13 protein-coding genes and 5 pseudogenes are annotated in these 19,848 nt (G+C 66.8%); 10 read left to right on the top strand and 8 right to left on the bottom strand.

The annotated features are described in order from the left end of the window. Positions 1-330: 330 nt before the first annotated feature. The 6 genes and pseudogenes from IPI67_42400 to IPI67_42375 all read right to left on the bottom strand — a co-directional run bounded on the left by IPI67_42400 (position 331) and on the right by IPI67_42375 (position 7,996). Positions 331-1,279 (bottom strand): annotated as a pseudogene (locus IPI67_42400) (GDP-L-fucose synthase). Between the two features lie 5 nt (positions 1,280-1,284). After that, positions 1,285-1,935: pseudogene (locus tag IPI67_42395) on the bottom strand (GDP-mannose 4,6-dehydratase). Positions 1,936-2,214: 279 nt separating this feature from the next. After that, positions 2,215-3,274, bottom strand: a pseudogene (locus tag IPI67_42390) (GDP-mannose 4,6-dehydratase). 43 nt (positions 3,275-3,317) lie between these two features. Beyond that, positions 3,318-6,537 (bottom strand): annotated as a pseudogene (gene carB / locus IPI67_42385) (carbamoyl-phosphate synthase (glutamine-hydrolyzing) large subunit). Next, positions 6,534-7,625, bottom strand: coding sequence for a glutamine-hydrolyzing carbamoyl-phosphate synthase small subunit (gene carA, locus IPI67_42380; GenBank protein MBK7586823.1), 1,092 nt, complete (start codon positions 7,623-7,625; stop codon positions 6,534-6,536). The pseudogene carB and the gene carA overlap by 4 nt, the downstream one beginning before the upstream one ends. 158 nt (positions 7,626-7,783) lie before the next feature. Next, entirely contained in the window at positions 7,784-7,996 is a 213-nt protein-coding gene (locus IPI67_42375) for a hypothetical protein (protein ID MBK7586822.1), read from the bottom strand. Here IPI67_42375 and IPI67_42370 point away from each other — a divergent pair. From IPI67_42370 to IPI67_42345, 6 genes and pseudogenes are all read left to right on the top strand, one after another. Next, complete coding sequence (locus tag IPI67_42370; GenBank protein MBK7586821.1) at positions 7,988-10,654, top strand: CehA/McbA family metallohydrolase; 2,667 nt, start codon at positions 7,988-7,990, stop codon at positions 10,652-10,654. The genes IPI67_42375 and IPI67_42370 overlap by 9 nt on opposite strands. An 88-nt stretch (positions 10,655-10,742) precedes the next feature. Continuing rightward, on the top strand, positions 10,743-12,104 hold the full coding sequence (locus tag IPI67_42365) for a nucleotide sugar dehydrogenase (protein ID MBK7586820.1): 1,362 nt from the start codon (positions 10,743-10,745) through the stop codon (positions 12,102-12,104). A 136-nt stretch (positions 12,105-12,240) separates the two neighbouring features. After that, positions 12,241-12,549, top strand: a pseudogene (locus tag IPI67_42360) (DUF4143 domain-containing protein). A gap of 11 nt (positions 12,550-12,560) precedes the next feature. Next, entirely contained in the window at positions 12,561-12,725 is a 165-nt protein-coding gene (locus tag IPI67_42355; GenBank protein ID MBK7586819.1) for a hypothetical protein, read from the top strand. A gap of 212 nt (positions 12,726-12,937) precedes the next feature. Further along, entirely contained in the window at positions 12,938-13,618 is a 681-nt protein-coding gene (locus IPI67_42350; GenBank protein ID MBK7586818.1) for a sulfatase-like hydrolase/transferase, read from the top strand. Continuing rightward, positions 13,543-14,121, top strand: coding sequence for a sulfatase-like hydrolase/transferase (locus tag IPI67_42345; protein ID MBK7586817.1), 579 nt, complete (start codon positions 13,543-13,545; stop codon positions 14,119-14,121). The genes IPI67_42350 and IPI67_42345 overlap by 76 nt, the downstream gene beginning before the upstream one ends. A gap of 58 nt (positions 14,122-14,179) precedes the next feature. On the opposite strand, the gene IPI67_42340 is transcribed toward IPI67_42345, so the two are convergent. Further along, positions 14,180-14,638: a hypothetical protein gene (locus IPI67_42340; GenBank protein MBK7586816.1), complete on the bottom strand. Its 459-nt coding sequence runs from the start codon at positions 14,636-14,638 to the stop codon at positions 14,180-14,182. Positions 14,639-14,658: 20 nt separating this feature from the next. Then, complete coding sequence (locus IPI67_42335) at positions 14,659-15,009, bottom strand: nucleotidyltransferase domain-containing protein (GenBank protein ID MBK7586815.1); 351 nt, start codon at positions 15,007-15,009, stop codon at positions 14,659-14,661. A 797-nt stretch (positions 15,010-15,806) separates the two neighbouring features. Here IPI67_42335 and IPI67_42330 point away from each other — a divergent pair. The 4 genes from IPI67_42330 to IPI67_42315 are packed head-to-tail and all read left to right on the top strand — an operon-like array spanning position 15,807 to position 19,821. After that, positions 15,807-16,235: a hypothetical protein gene (locus tag IPI67_42330; protein MBK7586814.1), complete on the top strand. Its 429-nt coding sequence runs from the start codon at positions 15,807-15,809 to the stop codon at positions 16,233-16,235. After that, positions 16,232-17,938 (top strand): hypothetical protein, encoded by a 1,707-nt coding sequence (locus tag IPI67_42325; protein MBK7586813.1) that lies wholly within the window; start codon positions 16,232-16,234, stop codon positions 17,936-17,938. Before IPI67_42330 ends, IPI67_42325 begins: the two co-directional genes overlap by 4 nt. Positions 17,939-17,974: 36 nt before the next feature. After that, positions 17,975-18,865 carry a glucose-1-phosphate thymidylyltransferase RfbA gene (gene rfbA, locus IPI67_42320; GenBank protein ID MBK7586812.1) on the top strand — a complete coding sequence of 297 codons (891 nt, stop codon included), beginning with the start codon at positions 17,975-17,977 and terminating at the stop codon, positions 18,863-18,865. Beyond that, positions 18,862-19,821, top strand: a complete 960-nt coding sequence (locus IPI67_42315) for a sugar nucleotide-binding protein (GenBank protein ID MBK7586811.1) — start codon at positions 18,862-18,864, stop codon at positions 19,819-19,821. Before rfbA ends, IPI67_42315 begins: the two co-directional genes overlap by 4 nt. Positions 19,822-19,848: the final 27 nt, after the last annotated feature.

Genomic DNA, 19,848 nt, shown 5'->3' with positions numbered 1-19,848 from the left:
TCGACACTGGACGCCAGCGCCGTGGATGTCGAACTTGAGCTTGAAGTCGAGCGCTCTGGCACAGCGAACGGCGTCGCGGTCTGGGCCGACCTGGACCTCGCCCACGGCGTCACGGTTACGACTGGGCGGGCCGAAACCGACAACAACTGGCGACTATTCGTTCACCGCATCCGAGAACGCACCTTCTCGGCTGGCCAAACCGTGCGCCTTCGCTATCGGTACGGAGACGATTCCCGCGGGTCGAAATCAGCGAAGGCTAATTGATGCCTTGCGGCAGCGGCGTCGCACCACGCTCGACGCTCGACTGACGTGGGAACCACCCCGCTATCCTCACCCTGTCGCGTGCTCGACCCACCAGGCCAAAGTCCGCGCGAGTCCCCTCTCAAGCCCCACCCTCGCCTCAAACCCAATCCTTTCCCTCGCCCGGGTCACATCGAGCCTCCTCCGCGGCTGGCCATTCGGCTTCGTCGCATCCCACGACGACGCGACCCTCGTAGCCAACCAACTTCTGGATCATCTCCGCCAGAGCCTTGATTGAGATCTCCTCCCCCGACCCGAGGTTCATCGGTTCACTGGAGTCGTAGCGCTCGGCTGTGAGAACCAGCCCCTCTGCGCAATCCTCGACGTAGAAAAACTCCCGCGTCGGTGACCCGTCACCCCACAACACGACCTCCTCCGCCCCCGCAACCTTCGCCTCGTGGAACTTGCGCAGCATGGCCGGAATGACGTGGCTCGAGTGGAGATCGAAGTTGTCGCGGGGTCCGTAGAGGTTCACCGGATACACGACCACGGAGTTGAAACCGTACTGCTCGCGGTAGCCCTGCGACTGAACGCTCATCACCTTCTTCGCGATGCCGTAGGGGGCGTTGGTCTCCTCCGGGTAGCCGTTCCAGAGGTCGGCCTCCTTGAAGGGCACCGGGCAGAACTTGGGGTAGGCGCAGATGGTGCCGCACGCGACCAGCTTCTTCACGCCGGCCTTCCAGCTCTCGTGGATGAGCTGGATCCCCATCATCGCGTTCTCGTAGAAGAACCGCCCGGGATTGTCGCGGTTCGCGCCGATGCCGCCGACGCGGGCCGCCAGGTGGAAGACCAGGTCCGGCTTGGTGTCTGCCAGCAAGCGGCGCACGGCGTTGCCGTCGACCAGGTCACAGTCCTTCGAGCGCGGGATGATGAGGTTGCTCTCGGGCGTGCCGCGCTCGACTAGCTTCTCGACCAAAAAGCTGCCGAGAAACCCGGCGCCGCCGGTGACGAGAACGCGCGTGTTCTTCCAGTCGATCATCGAGCTCACGCCTCTCCTCGCCCCACCCGCTCCTTGTGCTCCGCAACGGCCTTCTCTTCCTTCGCGAGCACCAAGTCAGCGTCGACCATCATCGTCACGAGCTCGTCGAACCCCACCTTCGGCTCCCAGCCAGCTTCGTCTTGGCCTTCGTGTAGTCCCCCGAGCAGCAGGTCGACCTCGGCCGGTCGCTCGTACTTGGCATCGAACTCCACGTACGCCTTGTAGTCGAGGTCCAGCGACGCAAACACCTTTTCCGCGAACTCGCGCACGCTGTGGGTCTCACCCGTCGCGAGCACGTAGTCCTCGGGTTCAGCAGCCTGCAGCATGCGCCACATGCCTTCCCACGTAGTCACCGGCAAAGCCCCAGTCGCGCTTGGCCTCGAGGTTGCCGAGGTAGAGCTTCTTCTGCAGACCCACCTTGATGCGCGTCGCGCCGCGCTGATCTTGCGCGTCACGAAGTCTCTCCCGCGCCGGGGTGAGTTGTGGATCAGCCTTGGCCGATCCCGCGTGGAAGGTCCCGCTCTCGTCTCGAATCGAAGAGCCACCCCGTGTAAGGTGCGGATCCCCGCGACCACCTCGTCGACCTGGCTTCCGCAGGGGCGCCCTTGTTGCCCACGGAATTCGAGGTGCTGAGGTTGATTTGGTAATACGTGAATTCACCCCGGTCCTCGACGCACGATCGCGCGCTGATTCAGCACGGTCCGCGCCAGCCGCCAGAGTCCGGCAGCGAGCACGGGCGTTCGTCTTGAATGACTTAAATTCGTACTTGCCGTGCCCAGCACGGAGGCCGTCGCAAGCGTTATAACCCTCTAGAAACGCGCTGGGTCTCAGGCCCGCATTCAGAACCCGGGTGGATCCGCTTGGTTCGTTCGGTGCTGTTGGCGCGAACGTACCCGGCTGCGCCGCGCAGTTCCATGGTCGACACCGGTCCACCACTAACCCGTGTCTGCCCGGGCAATGCGCAGCCCTGAGACCGCCACCCAGGCTCGAGCAGCACGCTCCAGGAATTCCGTGTCGTTCTGGTTACGCGGGCGTGACGGCCGTCGTCGGACTAGCCGTCCCAACCAACACGCCGAGCAACAGGCTTCTTCCTGGGTCAGCACCGTTGCTGCCGGGGTGGACGGCAGCTCCTCAGACAGCGATCTCCAGCGACAACCTCGCCGGCGCGGCGCTCCTCGGCGTCGGGCCGGACACCACGTGCTCCGGCGTAACGGTGAATACGGCGCCGCGGGGCCGCCGCGAACGGTGTCGCGCTCCTGCGCCAGTTCGCGGTCATCAGACGACGCGGCTCCACCCATTTCGGTCCACACCTCGAGCGGCTCGCTGGGCTCGCTCGTGTACCGCTTCCGGACTTCGGGTCTTCCCGATGGCATCTCCTCGATCGGGGCGATGTCGATCAAGCCATGTCGTCTGACGATGACCGGAGTTTCGGCAGTGACACACTCGTGGTTAAACAGGATGCCGTTGACCGCGAACATCCCGTACGCCTCGCGGTAGTTCAGCGTGATGTAGAAAGCGTAAGCCTTGGCCGCCGCGTAGGGACTCCGCGGGTGAAACGGCGTGGTCTCCTTCTGCGGCACCTCGTGCACCTTGCCGTAGAGCTCACTGGAGCTCGCCTGGTAGAACTTGGTCTTCAGGTTCAGCCGGCGGATGGCCTCGAGCAGGCGCACTGAGCCCAGACCGCTGATCTCACCGGTGTACTCCGGGATGTCGTAGCTCACTCGCACGTGACTCTGGGCGCCGAGGTTGTAGACCTCGTCGGGCTTCACTTCCTCGAGCACGTTCGCCAGGGACGTCGAGTCGTTCAGATCTCCGTAAACCAGGCGGAGCTTCGTCCTTGACGTGCGGATCCTGGTACAGATGATCGATGCGTGCGGTGTTGAAGCTGGAGGAGCGGCGCACGAGCCCCCACACGTCGTAGCCTTTTTCCAGGAGAAGCTCGGCGAGATAGGAGCCGTCTTGGCCAGTGATGCCGGTGATGATGGCTTTGGGCATGGCGGGGTGCAGACCTTACTAGGGTTTCGAGGGACTTCCAGCCTCAGGACAGCACCCGTGGGCGGCGTCCGAGGTACTCGTCGGCGGGACGGAGCTTCATCGACTGCCCGCGCCGGTTCCGCAGCGCGTCCACTACCGCGCGGGCCAGCATCAAATCCGTGATCAGCGGGAGCTCTCGGTCCACCGCGCCGCGCCGGATCAGATACCCGTCAGGTCGTCCGAGCTCGTCGTACGAGCGGGGCACGTTGATTACCAGGTCGACCAGTCCTTGATCGATGACGTCCATCGCGCTCGGGCCCTCGCCGGGGACCTTCGCGAGAGGCGTGCACTCGATGCCGACGGCGTGCAGCGCCTCCGCCGTGCCCGGCGTCGCGTAGAGCTTCAGACCAAGCTCCCCGGAAAGAGCCCGCGCTTCGTCGAGGAACGAGTACTTCTCCGTCGGCGGTCCGAGCGATAGCAACACGCCCTTCGTTGGGACGTGGAAGCCAGTCGCGAGCAACGCTTGCAACAGCGCCTCGTCCCCATCGTCGCCGAAACAACCGACCTCGCCCGTGCTCGCCATCTCGACCCCCAGGATGGGATCGGCGCCGACCAGACGCGGGAAGCTGAACTGCGGCACCTTGGCCGCGACGTAGTCGAGGTCCATGAAGTGATTCTCGACGGGGTCGCGCACGCCCAGCATGCGGCGCACCGCCTCGCGCACGAAGTCGTTGCCCGTCACCTTCGAGACGAAGGGCAAACTGCGCGAGGCTCGGAGGTTGCACTCGATCACACGAACGCGGCCGTGTTTGGCCAGAAGTTGCACGTTGAAGGGGCCCGTGATCTGCAGCGCGTCGGCGAGCTGCGCGGCGATCTTCTTCGCCTTGTGGATCACCGGGAGCGGCACGCTCTGCGGCGGCAACATCAGTGTCGCATCACCGCTGTGAACGCCGGCGTCCTCGACGTGCTCGCTGACCGCGTAGAGCACCAGCTTCCCGGCGTCCGCGACCGCGTCGACCTCGATCTCCCGCGCCCCCACTTCGAACTTCGTGACCACCACCGGATGTTCCGGCGAGACGGCCCGAGCCAGCGCCAGGATGCGCCCGAGCTCGACCGGCTCGCGCGCCACACTCATGGCAGCGCCCGAGAGCACATAGGACGGCCGCACGAGAACCGGAAAGCCTCCGAGCTTTTCCACCATGCGCTGGGCGTTCGACTTCTCCGTGACCTGCGCCCACGCAGGCTGATCGATGCCGAGGCGATCGAGTAGCGCGCTGAACTTCTTTCGATCCTCCGCCGCGTCGATGCTCTCGGCGCTGGTGCCGAGGATCTTCACTCCAGCCTTGTGCAGCCGGAGCGCGAGGGTGTTCGGGACCTGCCCGCCCATGCTGACTATTACCCCGTCAGGCCGCTCTTTCTCGTAGAGATCGAGCACACTCGTAGCTGATCTCGTCGAAGAACAGTTTGTCACACTCGTCCCAGTCCGTGCTGACCGTCTCCGGGTTGTAGTTCAGCATCAAGGTCTCGTACCCCAGCTCCGACGCCGCTCGCGCCGCACTCACGCAGCACCAGTCGAACTCGACGCTCGAGCCGATGCGGTAGGCTCCGGAGCCGAGCACCAGGACCTTCTTGCGATCGCTGGGGGTGCTCTCGTCGCGGCTCGCGTGATAGGTCGAATACAGGTAGTTCGTCTCTGCGGGGAACTCGGCGGCCAGGGTGTCGATGCGCGCCAGGCGCGGCTCGATGCCGTGGGTCTTGCGCAGCTTGCGCACGTCGTCGACGCGCTTTCCAATCAGATGCGCCAGGTCGGAGTCGGAAAATCCAAGGCGCTTGGCGGAGCGGAGGCGCGCCTCGTCGAGCCCCGCTTCCGCGATCTTGGCGCGGTGCTGCACGACCTCCGCGATCCCGTGCAAGAACCAGGGGTCGATGGCCGTGAGCTCGTGAACCCGCTCGATGGCCATGCCCTCCGCCAGCGCCTTCGCCAGCGCAAAGATCCGGAGGGAGGTGGGCGTTCGGAGAGCGTCCTCGAGGTCATCAAAACTGGCAAAGGTCGGGTCCACTCCACCGGCGCCGATGTCCAGCATGCGCACGGCCTTCTGCAGCGCCTCGGGGAACGTCCGGCCGATGGCCATCACCTCCCCCACACTCTTCATCTCGCTGCCGATGCGCGTGGAGACCCCCCGGAACTTTCCGAGATCCCAGCGCGGGAACTTCACCACCAGGTAGTCCAGGGCCGGCTCGAAGAACGCCGTGGTCTTCTTGGTGATGCCGTTGGGGATCTCGGGCAGCGTGTAGCCGAGGGCGATCTTGGCGGCGACGTAGGCCAGTGGGTAGCCGGTCGCCTTGCTGGCCAGCGCGCTCGAGCGCGACAGGCGCGCGTTGACCTCGATCACTCGATAGTCGCCAGACTCGGGGTGGAGTGCGTATTGAATGTTGCACTCGCCGACGATGCCGAGGTGCCGAATGGTGTCGATGGCGACGCTGCGAAGCAGCTGGTACTCGTGATCGTTCAACGTTTGACTCGGGGCGACGACGATGGACTCACCGGTGTGGATCCCCATTGGATCCAGGTTTTCCATGTTGCAGACGGTGATGCAGTTGTCCGCGGCGTCGCGCACGACCTCGTATTCGATCTCCTTCCAACCGCCGAGGTACTCCTCGACCAACACCTGCGGGATGCCGCCCGCGAAAGCGCGCCGGAGCGCGGCGTCGATCGCGGCGGATTCGGTCACCACGGTGCTGCCCTTGCCACCGAGCGCGAACGCCCCGCGGAGCATCACGGGCAGGCCGATTTCGGTGATGGCGCTGCGGGCTTGGTCCGCCGTGCTGCACGCCACGCTGCGCGCCGTCTTGACGGAAATCTCCGCGAGGCGACGCTTGAACAGCTCGCGGTCTTCGGTGTCACGGATCGACGCAACCGGTGTTCCCAGCACCCGCACGCCCAGCCGTTCGAGGGCGCCGTTCCGTTCGAGCTCGAGGCCTGCGTTGAGCGCGGTCTGGCCGCCGAAGCTGAGCAAGATGGCTTCGCACTTCTCTTGCTCGAGCACGCGCTCGACATTTTCTGGCGTGACCGCGACCAGGTAGACACGGTCGGCGAGCCCCTCGCTCGTCTGGATGGTCGCGATGTTGGGGTTCACCAGCACCGTGAACACGTTCTCCTCACGCAGTGCTTTGATGGCTTGTGACCCCGAGTAGTCGAACTCGCCCGCCTGCCCGATCTGGAGCGCACCGGAGCCGAGCACGAGCACTCGACGTACTCGTTCACCTGGACGGGGCGGTGTCATCGAACGCTCCGCTGGCTGGACGCCAGGCGTAAGAACTCGTCGAAGAGAAAGCCGGTGTCCTTTGGGCCGGGGGCGGCCTCGGGATGGAACTGCACGCTGAAATGCGGCTTGAATCGGGCGCGAATGCCCTCGTTCGTGCCGTCGTTGAGGTTGACGAACCAGGGTTCGAAGTCCCGCGGCAGCGACTTGTCGCTCACCGCGTAACCGTGATTCTGACTGGTCACGAAACAGCGACGCGAACCGAGATCTTGGACGGATTGGTTCACGCCGCGATGACCGTACGGCAGCTTGTACGTGTCCCCGCCCGCTGCGAGCGCGAGGATCTGATTGCCCAGACACACTCCGAAGATCGGGAGGTTGCCGCGCGCGAGCAGAGCGCGCACCTGTTCGATGAGGGAGCCGAGGTGTTTGGGATCTCCGGGGCCGTTGCCGAGCAGAACGCCATCGGCGCGTTGGGCAAGCTTCGCGAGGTCGGCGTGCCACGGCGCCCGCGTGACGCTCGCGCCGTGCTCGAGCAGCGAGCGCACGATGTTGTCCTTGGCGCCTACGTCGATGAGGAGAACCTCTGGCCCGTCTGCGGGGCCGGCGTAGCGGATCGGCTCCTTGGGCGCGACCAGGCGGAAGAGATCGGCCTGCATGTCGATGGCATGGGCGTGGTCTTGGGTCGCGCCATTCGGCAGCAGCCAACCTTTGAGCGTGCCGTGCTCGCGCAGCTTCTGGGTCAGCGCGCGCGTATCGATGCCGGTGATGCCGGGCACGTCCTCGTCGACCAACCACTGGCCCAAGGAGCGCGCGGCGGTGGCGTGGCTCGGCGTCGAGACGTAGCTCTGCACGACGAGGCCTTGGACCTGGATGTGCGACGACTCGAACGGGCGTTCGAGGGAGTCGGCAGCGCGGGGCGCGGGGACGCCGTAGTTGCCCTGAAGCGGGTACGTGAGCAGCAAGATCTGCCCGCGGAAGCTCGGATCGGTGAGCGTCTCGACGTAGCCAGTCATCGCGGTGGAGAACACGACCTCGCCAGCGACGGCGCGGTCCGCGCCAAAGGACGAGCCCTCGAGCTCGGTTCCGTCTTCGAGCAGCAGCTTCATTTCGCGGGCAGAGGGCTATCCGAATCCGGGCAGAACCGCCAGGTCTACTGATGCCCCGGCACGCGCTGACGTTCGACCCGCTTCGCGATCCTGCGCCCGACCACCCGGGAATTCCCTCCCGCGATCGCGTTGGCGAGCCTCCAGCTGCTCCCCTGCGGTCAGCGCCTCGCGCCAGACCAGCGCCGGATCACGTCGCCCGGCGTGTCGCTGGTGAGCGCGCTACCGAACACGATCGCGGCCTGGAGTCCGTCGACTCCGCGACAGGCCGCCGCGACAATGTCGCTCAAACCTTCCACGAGCGCAGCATCCTTTCCCGGGGAGCCGCCAGGTTTACCGATTGCCCCGCGGTCCACCGCGTTCGAATGTGCCACGAGGTTGACCTCCCTCAACGGCCAGCTCGAATCCACCTGCTATCCTCCCCCCGATGCGCCCCCGCAATCTCGCCCCCCGCCCCCCTCGCGCTCCTTGGCCTGGCCCCCCTTCTCGCCGTCGCCTGCGGCTCGGATGGCGGCGGCGGCGGTGGAGGCAAGAAACCCGAGGCTTGCCCGAAGGAAGGCGAAGGTTTCACCGCCGGCGACCCGACCGGTCACGCCGATCCCTTCGGGGCCAAGGCCGCTTCACAAGCACGCGCCGGCCGCATCACCAGCGAGGCGCAGGTCGTTCAGCCGGCTCACGGGCGCCAGCGGGTTCGTGTGGGGGACTTCGTGCTCGCGAACGAGCGCATCTCCGCTTACGTCGAGGACAAGGGACTGTCGGACGGGTACGCGCGCTTCGGCGGCGAGCTGCTGGCCATCGACCGCGTGGGCGACGACGGGCGGCCAGTCGGCAACTCGTATTACGTCGAGACGCTGATGGCGCTCAGCACGTCCATGGTCGACCCGGACAGCGTGAGTGTCATCAACGACGGCTCGGATGGCAAAGCCGCCATCGTGCGCGTCGCGGGGCAGCTGAAGCCCATCCCGTTCCTGGACGGCTCGCTGGGCGCGCTCTTCCCTCGTCGCTACGACCAGATGGCCGCCTACGAGTACGTGCTCGAGCCGGGCAGCGACAAGCTCTTGATCCGCATCGGCATGAAGAACCCGACCGAAGAGCCCATCGCCACCTCCACCGAGAAGTTCTCCGACGAGATGCACGGGTTCTTCCAGAGCAACCTGAATCAGTTCGTCACCGCGGAGCGAGGCTTCGAGTCCGGCGGCGGCAAGGTCGCGTTCGCAGGGTTCGTCACGGACTTCTCGTCCTTTGCGTGGCGCGTGCCGGGCAGCACGAAGCTGGAGATCGGCGCCGACATCAAGGGCTTCGTTTACTCGCTGGGCCCCGGTTTCGTCGCGGAAGCCTGCAAGTCTACCTGGCACGACTACGCCGAGGTCATCCCCGGCGGACCGGATCTGGACGGGGCGCGCGAAGCCGTGCGCGTCGCCGATGGCCTGCCGAGTCGCAGCCTGACGGGCGTCGTCAAAGATGGCGACGGCTCTCCGGTCGAGGGGGCTTACGTGCACGCGCTCGACGACGCGGGCGCGTACGTGAGCCGCACCCGCAGCGACGCGAGCGGCAAATACACGCTGCACACCGATCCGGGGCTGGCGGTGAAGCTCGTCGCGCAGAAGACGGGGTATGCGCTGACCAAAGAGGTCAGCGTCGCGGGGGATGCGAGCAGTCAAGATCTGACGTTGGCGCCGCATGGCACCATCCACGTCACCGCCAAGGACAAGACCAGCGGCAAGGCGCTGCCGGTGCGGGTGCAGATCATCCCCAAGGTGGCCGTGGCCGGTGCGCCGCCCGCGTTCGGCGTCGAAGGGGAAGCGAACGGGCGCTTGCTCGTGGAACGCGCCATCAGCGGCGAAGCGACCCTGCGGGTGCCGCCCGGTGAACATCGCGTCGTCGTCACGCGCGGCTGGGAGTGGGAGCTCCTGGATACGACCGTCAACGTGGCGGCGGGGCAGACCGCCGAGGTGGTGGCCGATCTCGAGCACAGCGTGGACTCGACCGGCTGGATGTGCGCCGACTTCCACATCCACTCGTGGTTCAGCGCGGACTCGAACGATCCCGTGAACGACAAGGTCATGAGCGCCGTCACGGATGGCCTGGAAATTCCCGTCTCGAGCGAGCACGAGTGGGTGATCGACTTTCAACCCATCGTGGAGAAACTGGGGCTGAAAGACTGGGCCTTCGGCATGCCGAGCGAGGAGCTCACCACCTTCACCTGGGGCCACTTCGGCGTGGTGCCGCTGTTTCCCAAACCCGACGAGGTGAACAACGGCGCCATCGAGTGGACCGGTAAGAAGCCCCCGGAGATGTTCGCGGACGTGCAGGGCCGACCCGAGAACCCGGTGCTGATCGTCAATCACCCGAGTCAGGGGGCCTTCACGTCCTACTTCGATCAGGCCGCCTTCGACGACGTGACCGCCGTCGGAAAACAGAAGGAGATCTGGAGCACCGACTTCGACGCGGTGGAGGTCTGGAGCGGGGACAGCTTCGAAGAGAGCCGCTCGTCGTCGGTGCGGGACTGGTTCGGTTTGCTGAACGCCGGCCACACCATGTGGGGCGTCGGGTCGAGCGACACGCATCACATTCGCACGAAGGCTCCCGGGTACCCGCGCACGTGTTTGTACTTCGGGCACGACGATCCGACGAAGCTCAGCGCGAACGCGGTGCGGGACGTGCTGGCGAAGGGTGTGGCCACGGTGAGTGGCGGGCTGTTCATGACCGTCGAGGGCCCCGGCGGCGTGAAGCCTGGCTCGACGGTGGCCGGCATCCCCGCGACCGCGGACTTCACGGTGACGGTCCAGACGGCGAGCTTCGTCGATGCGACCGAGCTCGAGATCTTCGTCAACGGCGTGACGCAGAAGACCGAGCCCTTGGCTCCGCTCGGAGCGGGACCTGGGAAGAAGTTCGTGAACCCCGTGACCGTGACGCTCGACCCGAGCAAGAAGCGCAACTACGTGGTCTTTCACGCGAAGGGCGAGAAGGACATGGACCCGCTGTCGGGGAAGATGCCGTTTGCGGCTTCGAATCCGGTGTTCTTCGAGTAGGGCGCTCGCGGATTTCTGGACGACGTCGCGGCGCGACTCGGAGACTGAGCTCGGCGCTCGCCGGGTTTTCCGGCAAAACCGCGCGCGTTTGAATCCCCGGCAGCCCCCTGGAAACCAACCCCCAAACGCGCGTACTCTCCGCGCCGCCACGCCTACTCTCCTCGAAAAGATCGCAGACCGGAGCGTCCACGTCGTTGTCGTGGGCATCGGGTACGTTGGACTTCCGCTGGTCGCCGAGTTCGCTCGCGCGGGCTTCCGGGTCACGGGGCTCGACTACGACCCGGAGAAGGTCCGGCTCTTGAACGCGGGCGAGTCCTACATCCAGGACGTGCCGACGGCGGATCTCGCGCCCCACGTGGCGACGCGCAAGCTGTCGGCGACCGTCGATCCGAAGGTGCTGGCGGAGGCCGACGCGGTCGTGGTGTGCGTGCCGACGCCCCTCAACAAGACCAAAGATCCGGACATGCGCTTCATCGTCGCGGCCGCCGACGAGATCGTGAAGCACCAGCACCCGGACATGCTGATCGTGCTCGAGAGCACGACGTACCCGGGCACCACCACCGAAGTGCTCGTGCCGAAGCTGACCGAGAACGGCTTCGTGCTCGGCGAGAACGTGTTCGTTGCGTTCTCACCGGAGCGCGTCGACCCCGGCAACCAAATCTACAAGACCAAGAACACCCCCAAGGTCATCGGCGGGGAGACGCCGGGCTGCCTGAAGGCCGTGACGGCGCTGTACGGGCAGATCATCGACACCCTGGTGCCGGTCTCGAGCACCAAAGCGGCCGAGATGGTGAAGCTGCTCGAGAACACCTTCCGCGCGGTCAACATCGGGTTGGTGAACGAGGTCGCCATGATGAGCCGGCGCCTCGGGCTCGATCCCTTCGAGGTGATCCGCGCCGCGGCGAGCAAGCCCTTCGGGTTCATGCCGTTCTACCCGGGACCGGGGCTCGGCGGGCACTGCATCCCCATCGATCCGCTGTACCTGTCGTGGAAGCTGCGCTCGCTGAAATACCAGGCGCGCTTCATCGAGCTGGCGGACACCATCAACAGCGCCATGCCGTCGTACGTGGTCGAGCGGGTGACCGAGGCGCTGAACGCCCACTCGAAGCCGGTGAAGGGCTCGAAGATCCTGGTCTACGGCGTGGCGTACAAACGCGACATCGAAGACATGCGGGAGAGCCCTGCGTTCACGGTGATCCACGATCTGGCGGCTCGCGGCGCCGACATTGCGTACATGGATCCACATGTGGCGACCTTCGAGGAGGAGGGGCTGCAGCTGACGGGGGTGGATCCCGCGGGGAGCTTCGCGCCCTGGGACTGCGTCGTGATCATCACCGACCACACGGCGCTCGATCGCAAGCGGCTGTTCGCGGAGGCGAAGCTGATCGTGGACACGCGGGATGCGCTCTTCGGCGTCGCGGGGGATCGGTCGAAGGTGTATGGGCTGTGAGCGGCCGGAGCGGCGCGCGGCGATGACTTGACTTCTTAAAGTCACGGTTTAAAATTCCGACCCATGAAACCCCGGGCTCGCCTGGCGGGGGAGTCACTTCGCCGACTGCTTCGGACCGCACCTGCCGTGCTCGTCCATGTCGGCGGCGCGCGCCCGATCTGAATGGCTGGACGACTACCTGACGGCCGTGCTGGAACGCGACTTGCCCGGCCTGGGCATCGGCCTGCCACCGACTCGCCTTCGCACTTTGGTCGAGATGCTCGTTCACGTGCACGGGAACCTGTTGAACGCCTCGGATCTGGCCCGTTCGCTGGGAGTCTCGGTGCCGACCGTCAGCCGCGATCTGGATGTTCTCGAAGGCTTGTTTGTCACGCGCCGCCTGCAGCCCTTCCACACGAACATCCAGAAGCGCCTCACGAAGTCACCAAAGATTTATCTCCGAGACTACGCCAGTGCATGGCGGATCTCGGCGTCAAACGCGGCTACGTGGTGGTGGGCGAGGGCCTGCACACCCGCATCGGAAGCGATGTCGAGATCATTCCGTGGCAGGATGTCGTCCTGCGCCGCTTCGATTTCGGATTGGGTACAAGACGCGCCGCCCGAACCCGAGGCGTCGAATGAACACCCCCGACAACACCCTCGCCCTCGCCCTCGCCCTCGCCCTCGCTCTCACCGCCTGCGACCGCGGCCGAAGCGGCGGGCACGATCGCACCGAGCCCGCGCCCCCCGCACCCTTCCCGAGCGCGAGCCCCCCGCCCTCCCCTGCACCAACGCCCTTTCCCAAGCCGGGTGGCGCTGCGGCGCCGCGCGCGCCGAGTGACCTGAACGTCGTCTTGCTCACCGTTGACGCGCTGCGCGCTGACATGCCGTGGCTCGGCTACCCGCGGGCGATTGCACCGAAGCTGACGCGGCTCGCGGAGCAGAGCGTCGTGTACACGCACGCCTATGCGCTCTCGAGCTACACGTCGATGAGCCTCGGCGGCCTGATGGCGGCGCGCTACCCGTCGGAGCTGAACCGCAACGGGCTCGCGACCAGCGGCTTCGGCGCGGAGAACGAGATGCTGGCGGAGGTGCTGAAGGCGGCGGGCGTGAGCACGCTGGCGGTGCACGGGCACGTCTACTTCCAGGGCGACACCGGGATCCAGCAGGGGTTCGACTCGTGGCAGGTCGTGCCGAAGATCACGACTCGGCCGGCGCGCGAAGGGCACGTCGTTGATGGGGAGATCGCCGACCTGTTGATCGAAGGGCTGAAAAAGCAGAGTGGGAAGCGCTTTTTTGCGTGGGCGCACTTCATGGACCCGCATTTCTCCTACGCGCGGCACGAGGGGTTTCCTCGCTTCAGTGGCTCGGCGTACGAGGACGCAGGTGCGGTCGTTCCGCCGGGGTGCCGCTGTCGGAGACGGGGCAGGCGCTGCGCAATCAATACGACGGGGAGGTCGTGTTCACCGATGCGCAGCTCGGTCGGGTGCTCGACTTCATCGACCAGCAGCCGTGGGCAGGCAAGACCGCGGTGATCGTCAGCGCGGATCACGGTGAGGCGTTCGGGGAGCACAAGAGCACGTTCGAGCACGGGTACACGCTCTGGGACGTGCTGACGCGGGTGCCGCTGTTGATCCGGGTGCCGGGGGTGTCGGCGGCGAAGATCGAGACGCGGCGGAGCCATCTGGATCTGGCGCGCACGGTTTGCGAGCTGATGGGTGTAGCGGCGCCAGCGGGTTTTCGCGGGGTGAGCTTGGTGTCGGAGCTCGCGGGGGCACGCCCACCTGTGCGCGACATCGTGATCGACATGCCGTACACCGATCAGGCCCCGCGGCGGCGCGCGCTGATCCACGACGGCAAGAAGATCGTGGTGACCGAGAACGAGCTACTGCCCCAGGTGTTCGATCTGGACGCCGATCCGGCGGAGCAGAACGATCTCGGGAAGAATCCAGCCGAAGCGCTGCGCGCGCGCTGGGACGAGGTCAACCGAGAGCTGCCGGACTATCCGGCGCCGCGGCGGGGGAAGCGGGGGTACTGAGGGCGGGGGGCGGCGGGGGGTGAGGGGCGGCGGAGGCGTGCCTGATGCCGCCGGCGGACTAGCGGCCCAGCTCTGCGGCCAAGCGCGCGAGAACGGCTTCGAACGCGCCGAGATCCGCCACCACCTGAGGGCCCGCGTCGACGGCGCATTGCCGAAGGGTCGCAAGCTGTTCGCGATCCCATTCGGCCGCGTAGGCGTGGCGAAAGAAGTGTCGGAACGCCAGCAACTTCCGCAGCGCCGCGACGGATTGGCCAGACAGCACGGCAGGCCTCACGGAAGGGATGTCCAGGGTCATCGCGTGAAGCAGGGCCGAGTGCCAGTCGGGCCCCTCCGGCAGGCCTCGTTCGATGACACGTGCGATCCGGGCAAGCGCCGCTTCAACTGCGCCGTACGCGTGGTGGAGCGCGACGGCGAGCTGCGCGACCTCTGCGGGCGAAGCGGTTGCTGCGTTCAGGACTCGAAGCTCCTCCACCCGCCCCTCGAACGCTTGGCGATCGCTGCCGAGCTCAGCCCGCAAGCGGAGGATCTCCTCCGGGGTCACAGCTCGATCCCGGTCTGCAGCACCCGGTCGCGCAGCGTGGGCGGCGCTGTTTCGAGACACACGAGGTCGACGCGCGTTCCGAACAACTCCGTGAGCTCAGCGAGCACATCGAAGTAGCGCGCCGGCGGCAGCCCTTCGACCGCGAGATCGACGTCGCTGTCGAGGCGAGACCGATTTTCCGCGAGGGAGCCAAACAACCATGCGCGACGCGCCCCATGAGCGCGCAGGCACGCCGCGGCTTCCGACACCCGCGCGTGAAGAGCTCGGGCCCGGGCGTCCACCTGCACGCGCTCGCGGACGGTGCGTTCGCGGATCGCCAGAGCCATGTCGCTGATCGAAACCGGCACTTCTTGAGCGTATCTGTTGGCACGCGCGCGGGCCAGCAGCGCTGCTCGTCCTGATGGCCACCGCCGCGAGAGGCTGAGGCGCCATGGCAGCTCGCACGTGCCACTTCCGGCCAGTGACCCTCGGCGTATGTTCAGGACCAGTCGTCGGGGGCGGCGTGGCGCGAAGTCGGGATTTCCGAGCCGTGGCCCGGGCGCGCGCCGGCGGGTGGCGATCGCCGGCGGTGGCGATCGCTGGGCGGGTGGCGATCGCCGGCGGTGGCCGGGGGATCGCCACCCCTGGGGGAGTCCGCGGGGGCGAATTTCAAGGCAATCGAGTGGGAGCGAGCCTGGCACGGCGCTGGCTAACGCGCAGGTCATGTCGAGGATACTGCTGGTTTCGTTTTTCACTTCGCTGGCTGTCGCCGTCGCTGTGCTCGGTCGTCTGTCCTTCGGGGCGCCGGCTCGTGCGCCCGAGCGTTGGCGCGATGCCGAGGGACGACGGCCCGAGCCTTCCAGCGAAGCGAAGAACGGGTTGGGTGCCCAGATCGAGGTTGGTGCACCGAACATCGAGATGGCGGAGATCCGCATCGTGGAACGCGGCGTGGGAGGCCAGGTGAAGAGGGGGCTGAATGCAGAGCGGGGTCCGCATTTGCCTCCGCGCCTGCGTTCGCGTTCGCGTCCGCGCCCGCCCACGCTCGCGCTCGTGCCTTGCTCCGAGCCGGAGGAGCTCGGACCTGTGAACAGTACTCGCGCGGGCGAGCGTGCCCGAACCCGATACGTGCGCCGACTCTGTACTGTCGATGCGGGCGGTGCTGGTCATGGCCGAGTCAAGCCTCGAGCCGAGCGGGTGGGCGATGGCTTCAGGTGATGCGCAGCGGGTGTGGTTCCCCGAGTTGCTGAAGGCGCTCACCGCCGCGTGGTCGCCCGCGATGTCCTGGGAGGAGCTCGCGGATTTGCTCGAACGCTTGAACGAGCAACGGAAGGCGATCCGGAATGCGCGGGGGATCGTGTCGCCGATGCAGGTGTGTCGGGGTTGTGGCGCGGCGTCGCGCGCGGACGTCCCGGGGATCTCCATCAGATCTGCGCTGTTCGCCCTGAAAAATGCCGGCGCTCTCGGCGAGTCCGAGCTCGAACAGCGCGATGCGAGTTGGAAGAGGCACCAGCGCGCGCGGGGGCTCGATGCGTACGGCCGAGCGCGGCGCCGCACTTCGACCTGTAACGTCCACACAGTTTCAGACGAGCCATGACTCCGGTCACCTCGCTCAGCAACGACGAACTGCTCGCGCGCGCGCCTCTTGCCCGGTTCGCCGAGCGAAACGGCACGGCTGAAGTCATCGCCTACCTGGCGGAGATCGATCGGCGCAGGCTGTATTTGCGAGATGCGTGCTCCTCGCTGCACACCTTCTGCGTCGAGCGCCTCGGCTACTCCGAAGAGGAGGCGGCCAAGCGCATCAAGGTCGCGCGCCTGTGCCGACGTCTCCCTCGCGTCGTTGGAGAGCTGGAGGGCGGGGCGATCCACCTGACGGGCCTCTACCTGCTCGCGCCGCACTTGACCCACGGCAACGCGGACGCCCTGCTGGGTGAAGCGCGCGGCAAGACCCGACGCGAGATCGAGGCACTCCTCGCGCGCTGGTTTCCCCGCTCCGACGTCCTCCCGACCATCACGCCGCTCGATGGTTCCGGAAGCTGGCGTCATCCCGCTGGTGTTCCTGGGAATGGTGGCGCGGCATGCGCTGGTCCTGGGAACGGCAGCGCTATTCCTGGGAATGGTGGCGCGGCCTGCGCGGGGCCGGGGAACGGCGGCGCTGTTCCTGGGAATGCTGGCGCGGCGTGCGCGGGGCCGGGGAACGGTGGCGCTATTCCTGGGAATAGCGGGGCGGACTGCGCGGGGCCGGGGAACGGTGGCGCTATTCCTGGGAATAGCGGGGCGGCGTGCACTGGTCCTGGGAACGGCAGCGCTATTCCTGGGAATGGTGGCGCGGCGTGCGCGGGGCCGGGGAACGGTGGCGCTATTCCTGGGAATAGCGGGGCGGCGTGCACTGGTCCTGGGAACGGCGCTGCTATTCCTGGGAATAGCGCGCGGCCGACGACGGCGACGCAATTCCGCCTCGAGCCACTCTCGGCTTCGAGCTACCGAGTCGAGTTCACCGCCAGCGCTGAGCTGTACGGCAAGCTCCAGCGCGCGCGAAATCTGCTGAGTCACAGCATCCCGAATGGAGATCTCGCGACGCTGTTCGAGCGAGCGCTCGACGAACTGCTGGCGGCGGAGACAAAACGTCGCTTCGGGTCCGGCAAGCCGCGCAAGCCGCGCAAGGCGCGAGCGCCCGCGCCGGGGTCACGGCACGTCCCCGTGGAGGTCGCGCGCATCGTTTGGGAACGCGATGGGGGCCAGTGCGCCTTCGTGGACGAACGGGGGCGGCGCTGCAGCGAGCAGCGCTTCGTCACCCTCGAGCACAAACACCCGTTCGCGCGTGGAGGGCCGACGACGGCCGAAAACCTCTGCCTGCTCTGCTCCGCGCACAACGCCGAGGCAGCCCGAGAGGTGTATGGCGAGGCCTTCCTGGAGCAGAAGCGCGCAGACAAGCGCGCGGCTCGCGATCAAGCGAAGCACGCGGACGCTGCCGCGGGCATCGCGGAGCCGAAGCCAGCAGACAAGCGCGCGGCTCGCGATCAAGCGAAGCACGCGGAGCCTGCCGTGCGCAGCGCAGAGCAGAAGCGGGCAGACGGGCGCTCGGCTCGCGATCACGCGACGCACGCGGACGCTGCCGCGGGCATTGCGCAGCAGAAGCTGGCAGTCGCGGCGTTGCATGACAAGGTCCAGGGGGCGCTCGTGTGGCTGGGGTTCGAGCCGAAGCGTGCGCGGGCCGCGCTGAATGCGCTGCGGAAACGCGGGGTCGAACCGGAGGTCGATGTGCTGCTCCGGGAAGCGGTGGTTGCGCTGACAGCGTGAGCTTGCTCACCCCCTCCCGACCGCAATCGGGCTACGATGCCGGGCGTGAAGGGCATCCTCCTCGCAGGTGGCGCAGGGAGCCGGCTGTATCCGTTGACTCAGGTCGCGTGCAAACAGCTCCAGCCCATCTACGACAAGCCGATGGTCTTTTACCCGCTGACCACGCTGATCGACAACGGGGTGCGGGAGGTCTGTTTGATCTCGACGCCGACCGAGCTGCCGCGGTTTCGCCAGCTGTTCGGCGACGGGGCGCGGTTGGGGCTCGAGCTCGTCTATCGCGAGCAGGCAAAACCCCGTGGCATCGCCGAGGCGCTGTTGATTGCGGAGGACTTCGTCGGCGATGACTCCGCCGCGCTCATCCTGGGGGACAACGTGTTTTATGCCGAGGACACCTTCGCGCGGGCGTTTGCGGCGCACTCGAGCGGCGCGACGATCTTTGGGTATCGCGTGCGCGATCCGGAACGGTATGGAGTGGTCGAGCTCGATGGTGCGAATCGGGTCGTCGGGATCGAGGAGAAACCCGCGAGGCCGAAGAGTAACTATGCGGTGCCAGGGCTGTATCTGTTCGACGCGCGGGCGGCGGGCTTCGCTCGCGGGCTGACGCCGAGCCCTCGGGGGGAGCTCGAGATCACCGATCTGATCCGCAAGTACCTGGAACAGGGCGCGCTCTCGTTTCAGCCGCTCGCGCGCGGGACGGCGTGGCTCGATGCGGGCACCAGCTCGAGCCTGCATGATGCGTCGGCGTTCGTGCAGACCCTCGAAAAACGCCAGGGCATCAAGCTGGGCTGCCCGGAGGAGGCGGCGTTTCGGCGCGCGTTCATCGACCGGGCGGGGCTCGCGCGCCTGGTCGACGCGATGCCGGCCTGTGAGTACCGCGAGTATCTGTCGGCCGTGCTCGAACAGGCCGCGGTCGAGAAGGCGCAATGAACGACGGACCCGTCATCGTGCTCGGAGGGAGCGGATGGGCGGGCGGCGGGTTCGTGCGTGCGCTGAGCGCTCGCGGCGTCGAGCATGTCGTGCTGTCGCGGCAGGAGCACCACTACGACCGGTTCGGCCCCCTGAGCGAGCTGCTTCGCCGCGTGCGTCCGCGGTTTTTGATCAACGCGGCCGGGTTCACCGGCAAGCCCAACGTTGATGCCTGCGAAGATGCGCGGGGCGACACGCTGCGAGGCAACGTGAGCTTGCCGCTGACGGTCGCTCACGCCTGCGAGGTCACCGGCACGCCCTGGGGGCATGTGAGCTCGGGCTGCATCTATTCCGGGGCCAAGCTGCGAGCGGGCGAACGCTCGGTGGTGTGCAAGGATTTGCTGTCGGCCGAGGCGACGGAGTTGATGGCGCGCGGAGCCGAGGTCGTCGGTTTTTCCGAGGAAGACCCACCGAACTTCAGCTTCGACGCGCCGCCGTGCAGCTTCTACAGCGGGAGCAAGGCGCTGGCGGAGGCGAACCTCGCCGGGGCGCCGTCGCTGTACGTGTGGCGCATGCGCCTGCCGTTCGACGAGCACGCGGGGCCCCGCAATTTGCTGAGCAAGCTGCTCGCGTATCCGAAGCTGTACCAGAACCTGAACTCCCTCTCGCACCTCGGGCAGTTCGTGGAGGCGTGCCTCGATTTGTGGCAGGCCGGCGCCCCCTTCGGCACCTACAACCTGACCAATCCCGGCTTCGTTTCGACGCGCGAGCTCGCGGCGCTCTTGAAGGAGCACCTCGCGCCCGCGCGGGAGTTTGCGTTCTGGGAGAACGACGCGGCGTTTTATGCCGGCGGCGCCCGTGCGCTGCGCTCGAACTGTGTGCTCGATTCGAGCAAGGCGATCGCCGCCGGAGCCAAGCTTCCGCCGGTGCGCGATGCGTTGCTCGGGGCGCTCTCGCTCTGGGACGGGGCGCGATGAGGGTGCTGGTCACGGGCGGTGACGGGG

The sequence above is a fragment of the Myxococcales bacterium genome (genome assembly GCA_016706225.1).
GTDB lineage: Bacteria > Myxococcota_A > Polyangia > Polyangiales > Polyangiaceae > JADJKB01.
The sequence above is the reverse complement of the archived record's forward strand: the minus strand, read 5'-3'. Positions and strand labels throughout refer to the sequence as shown.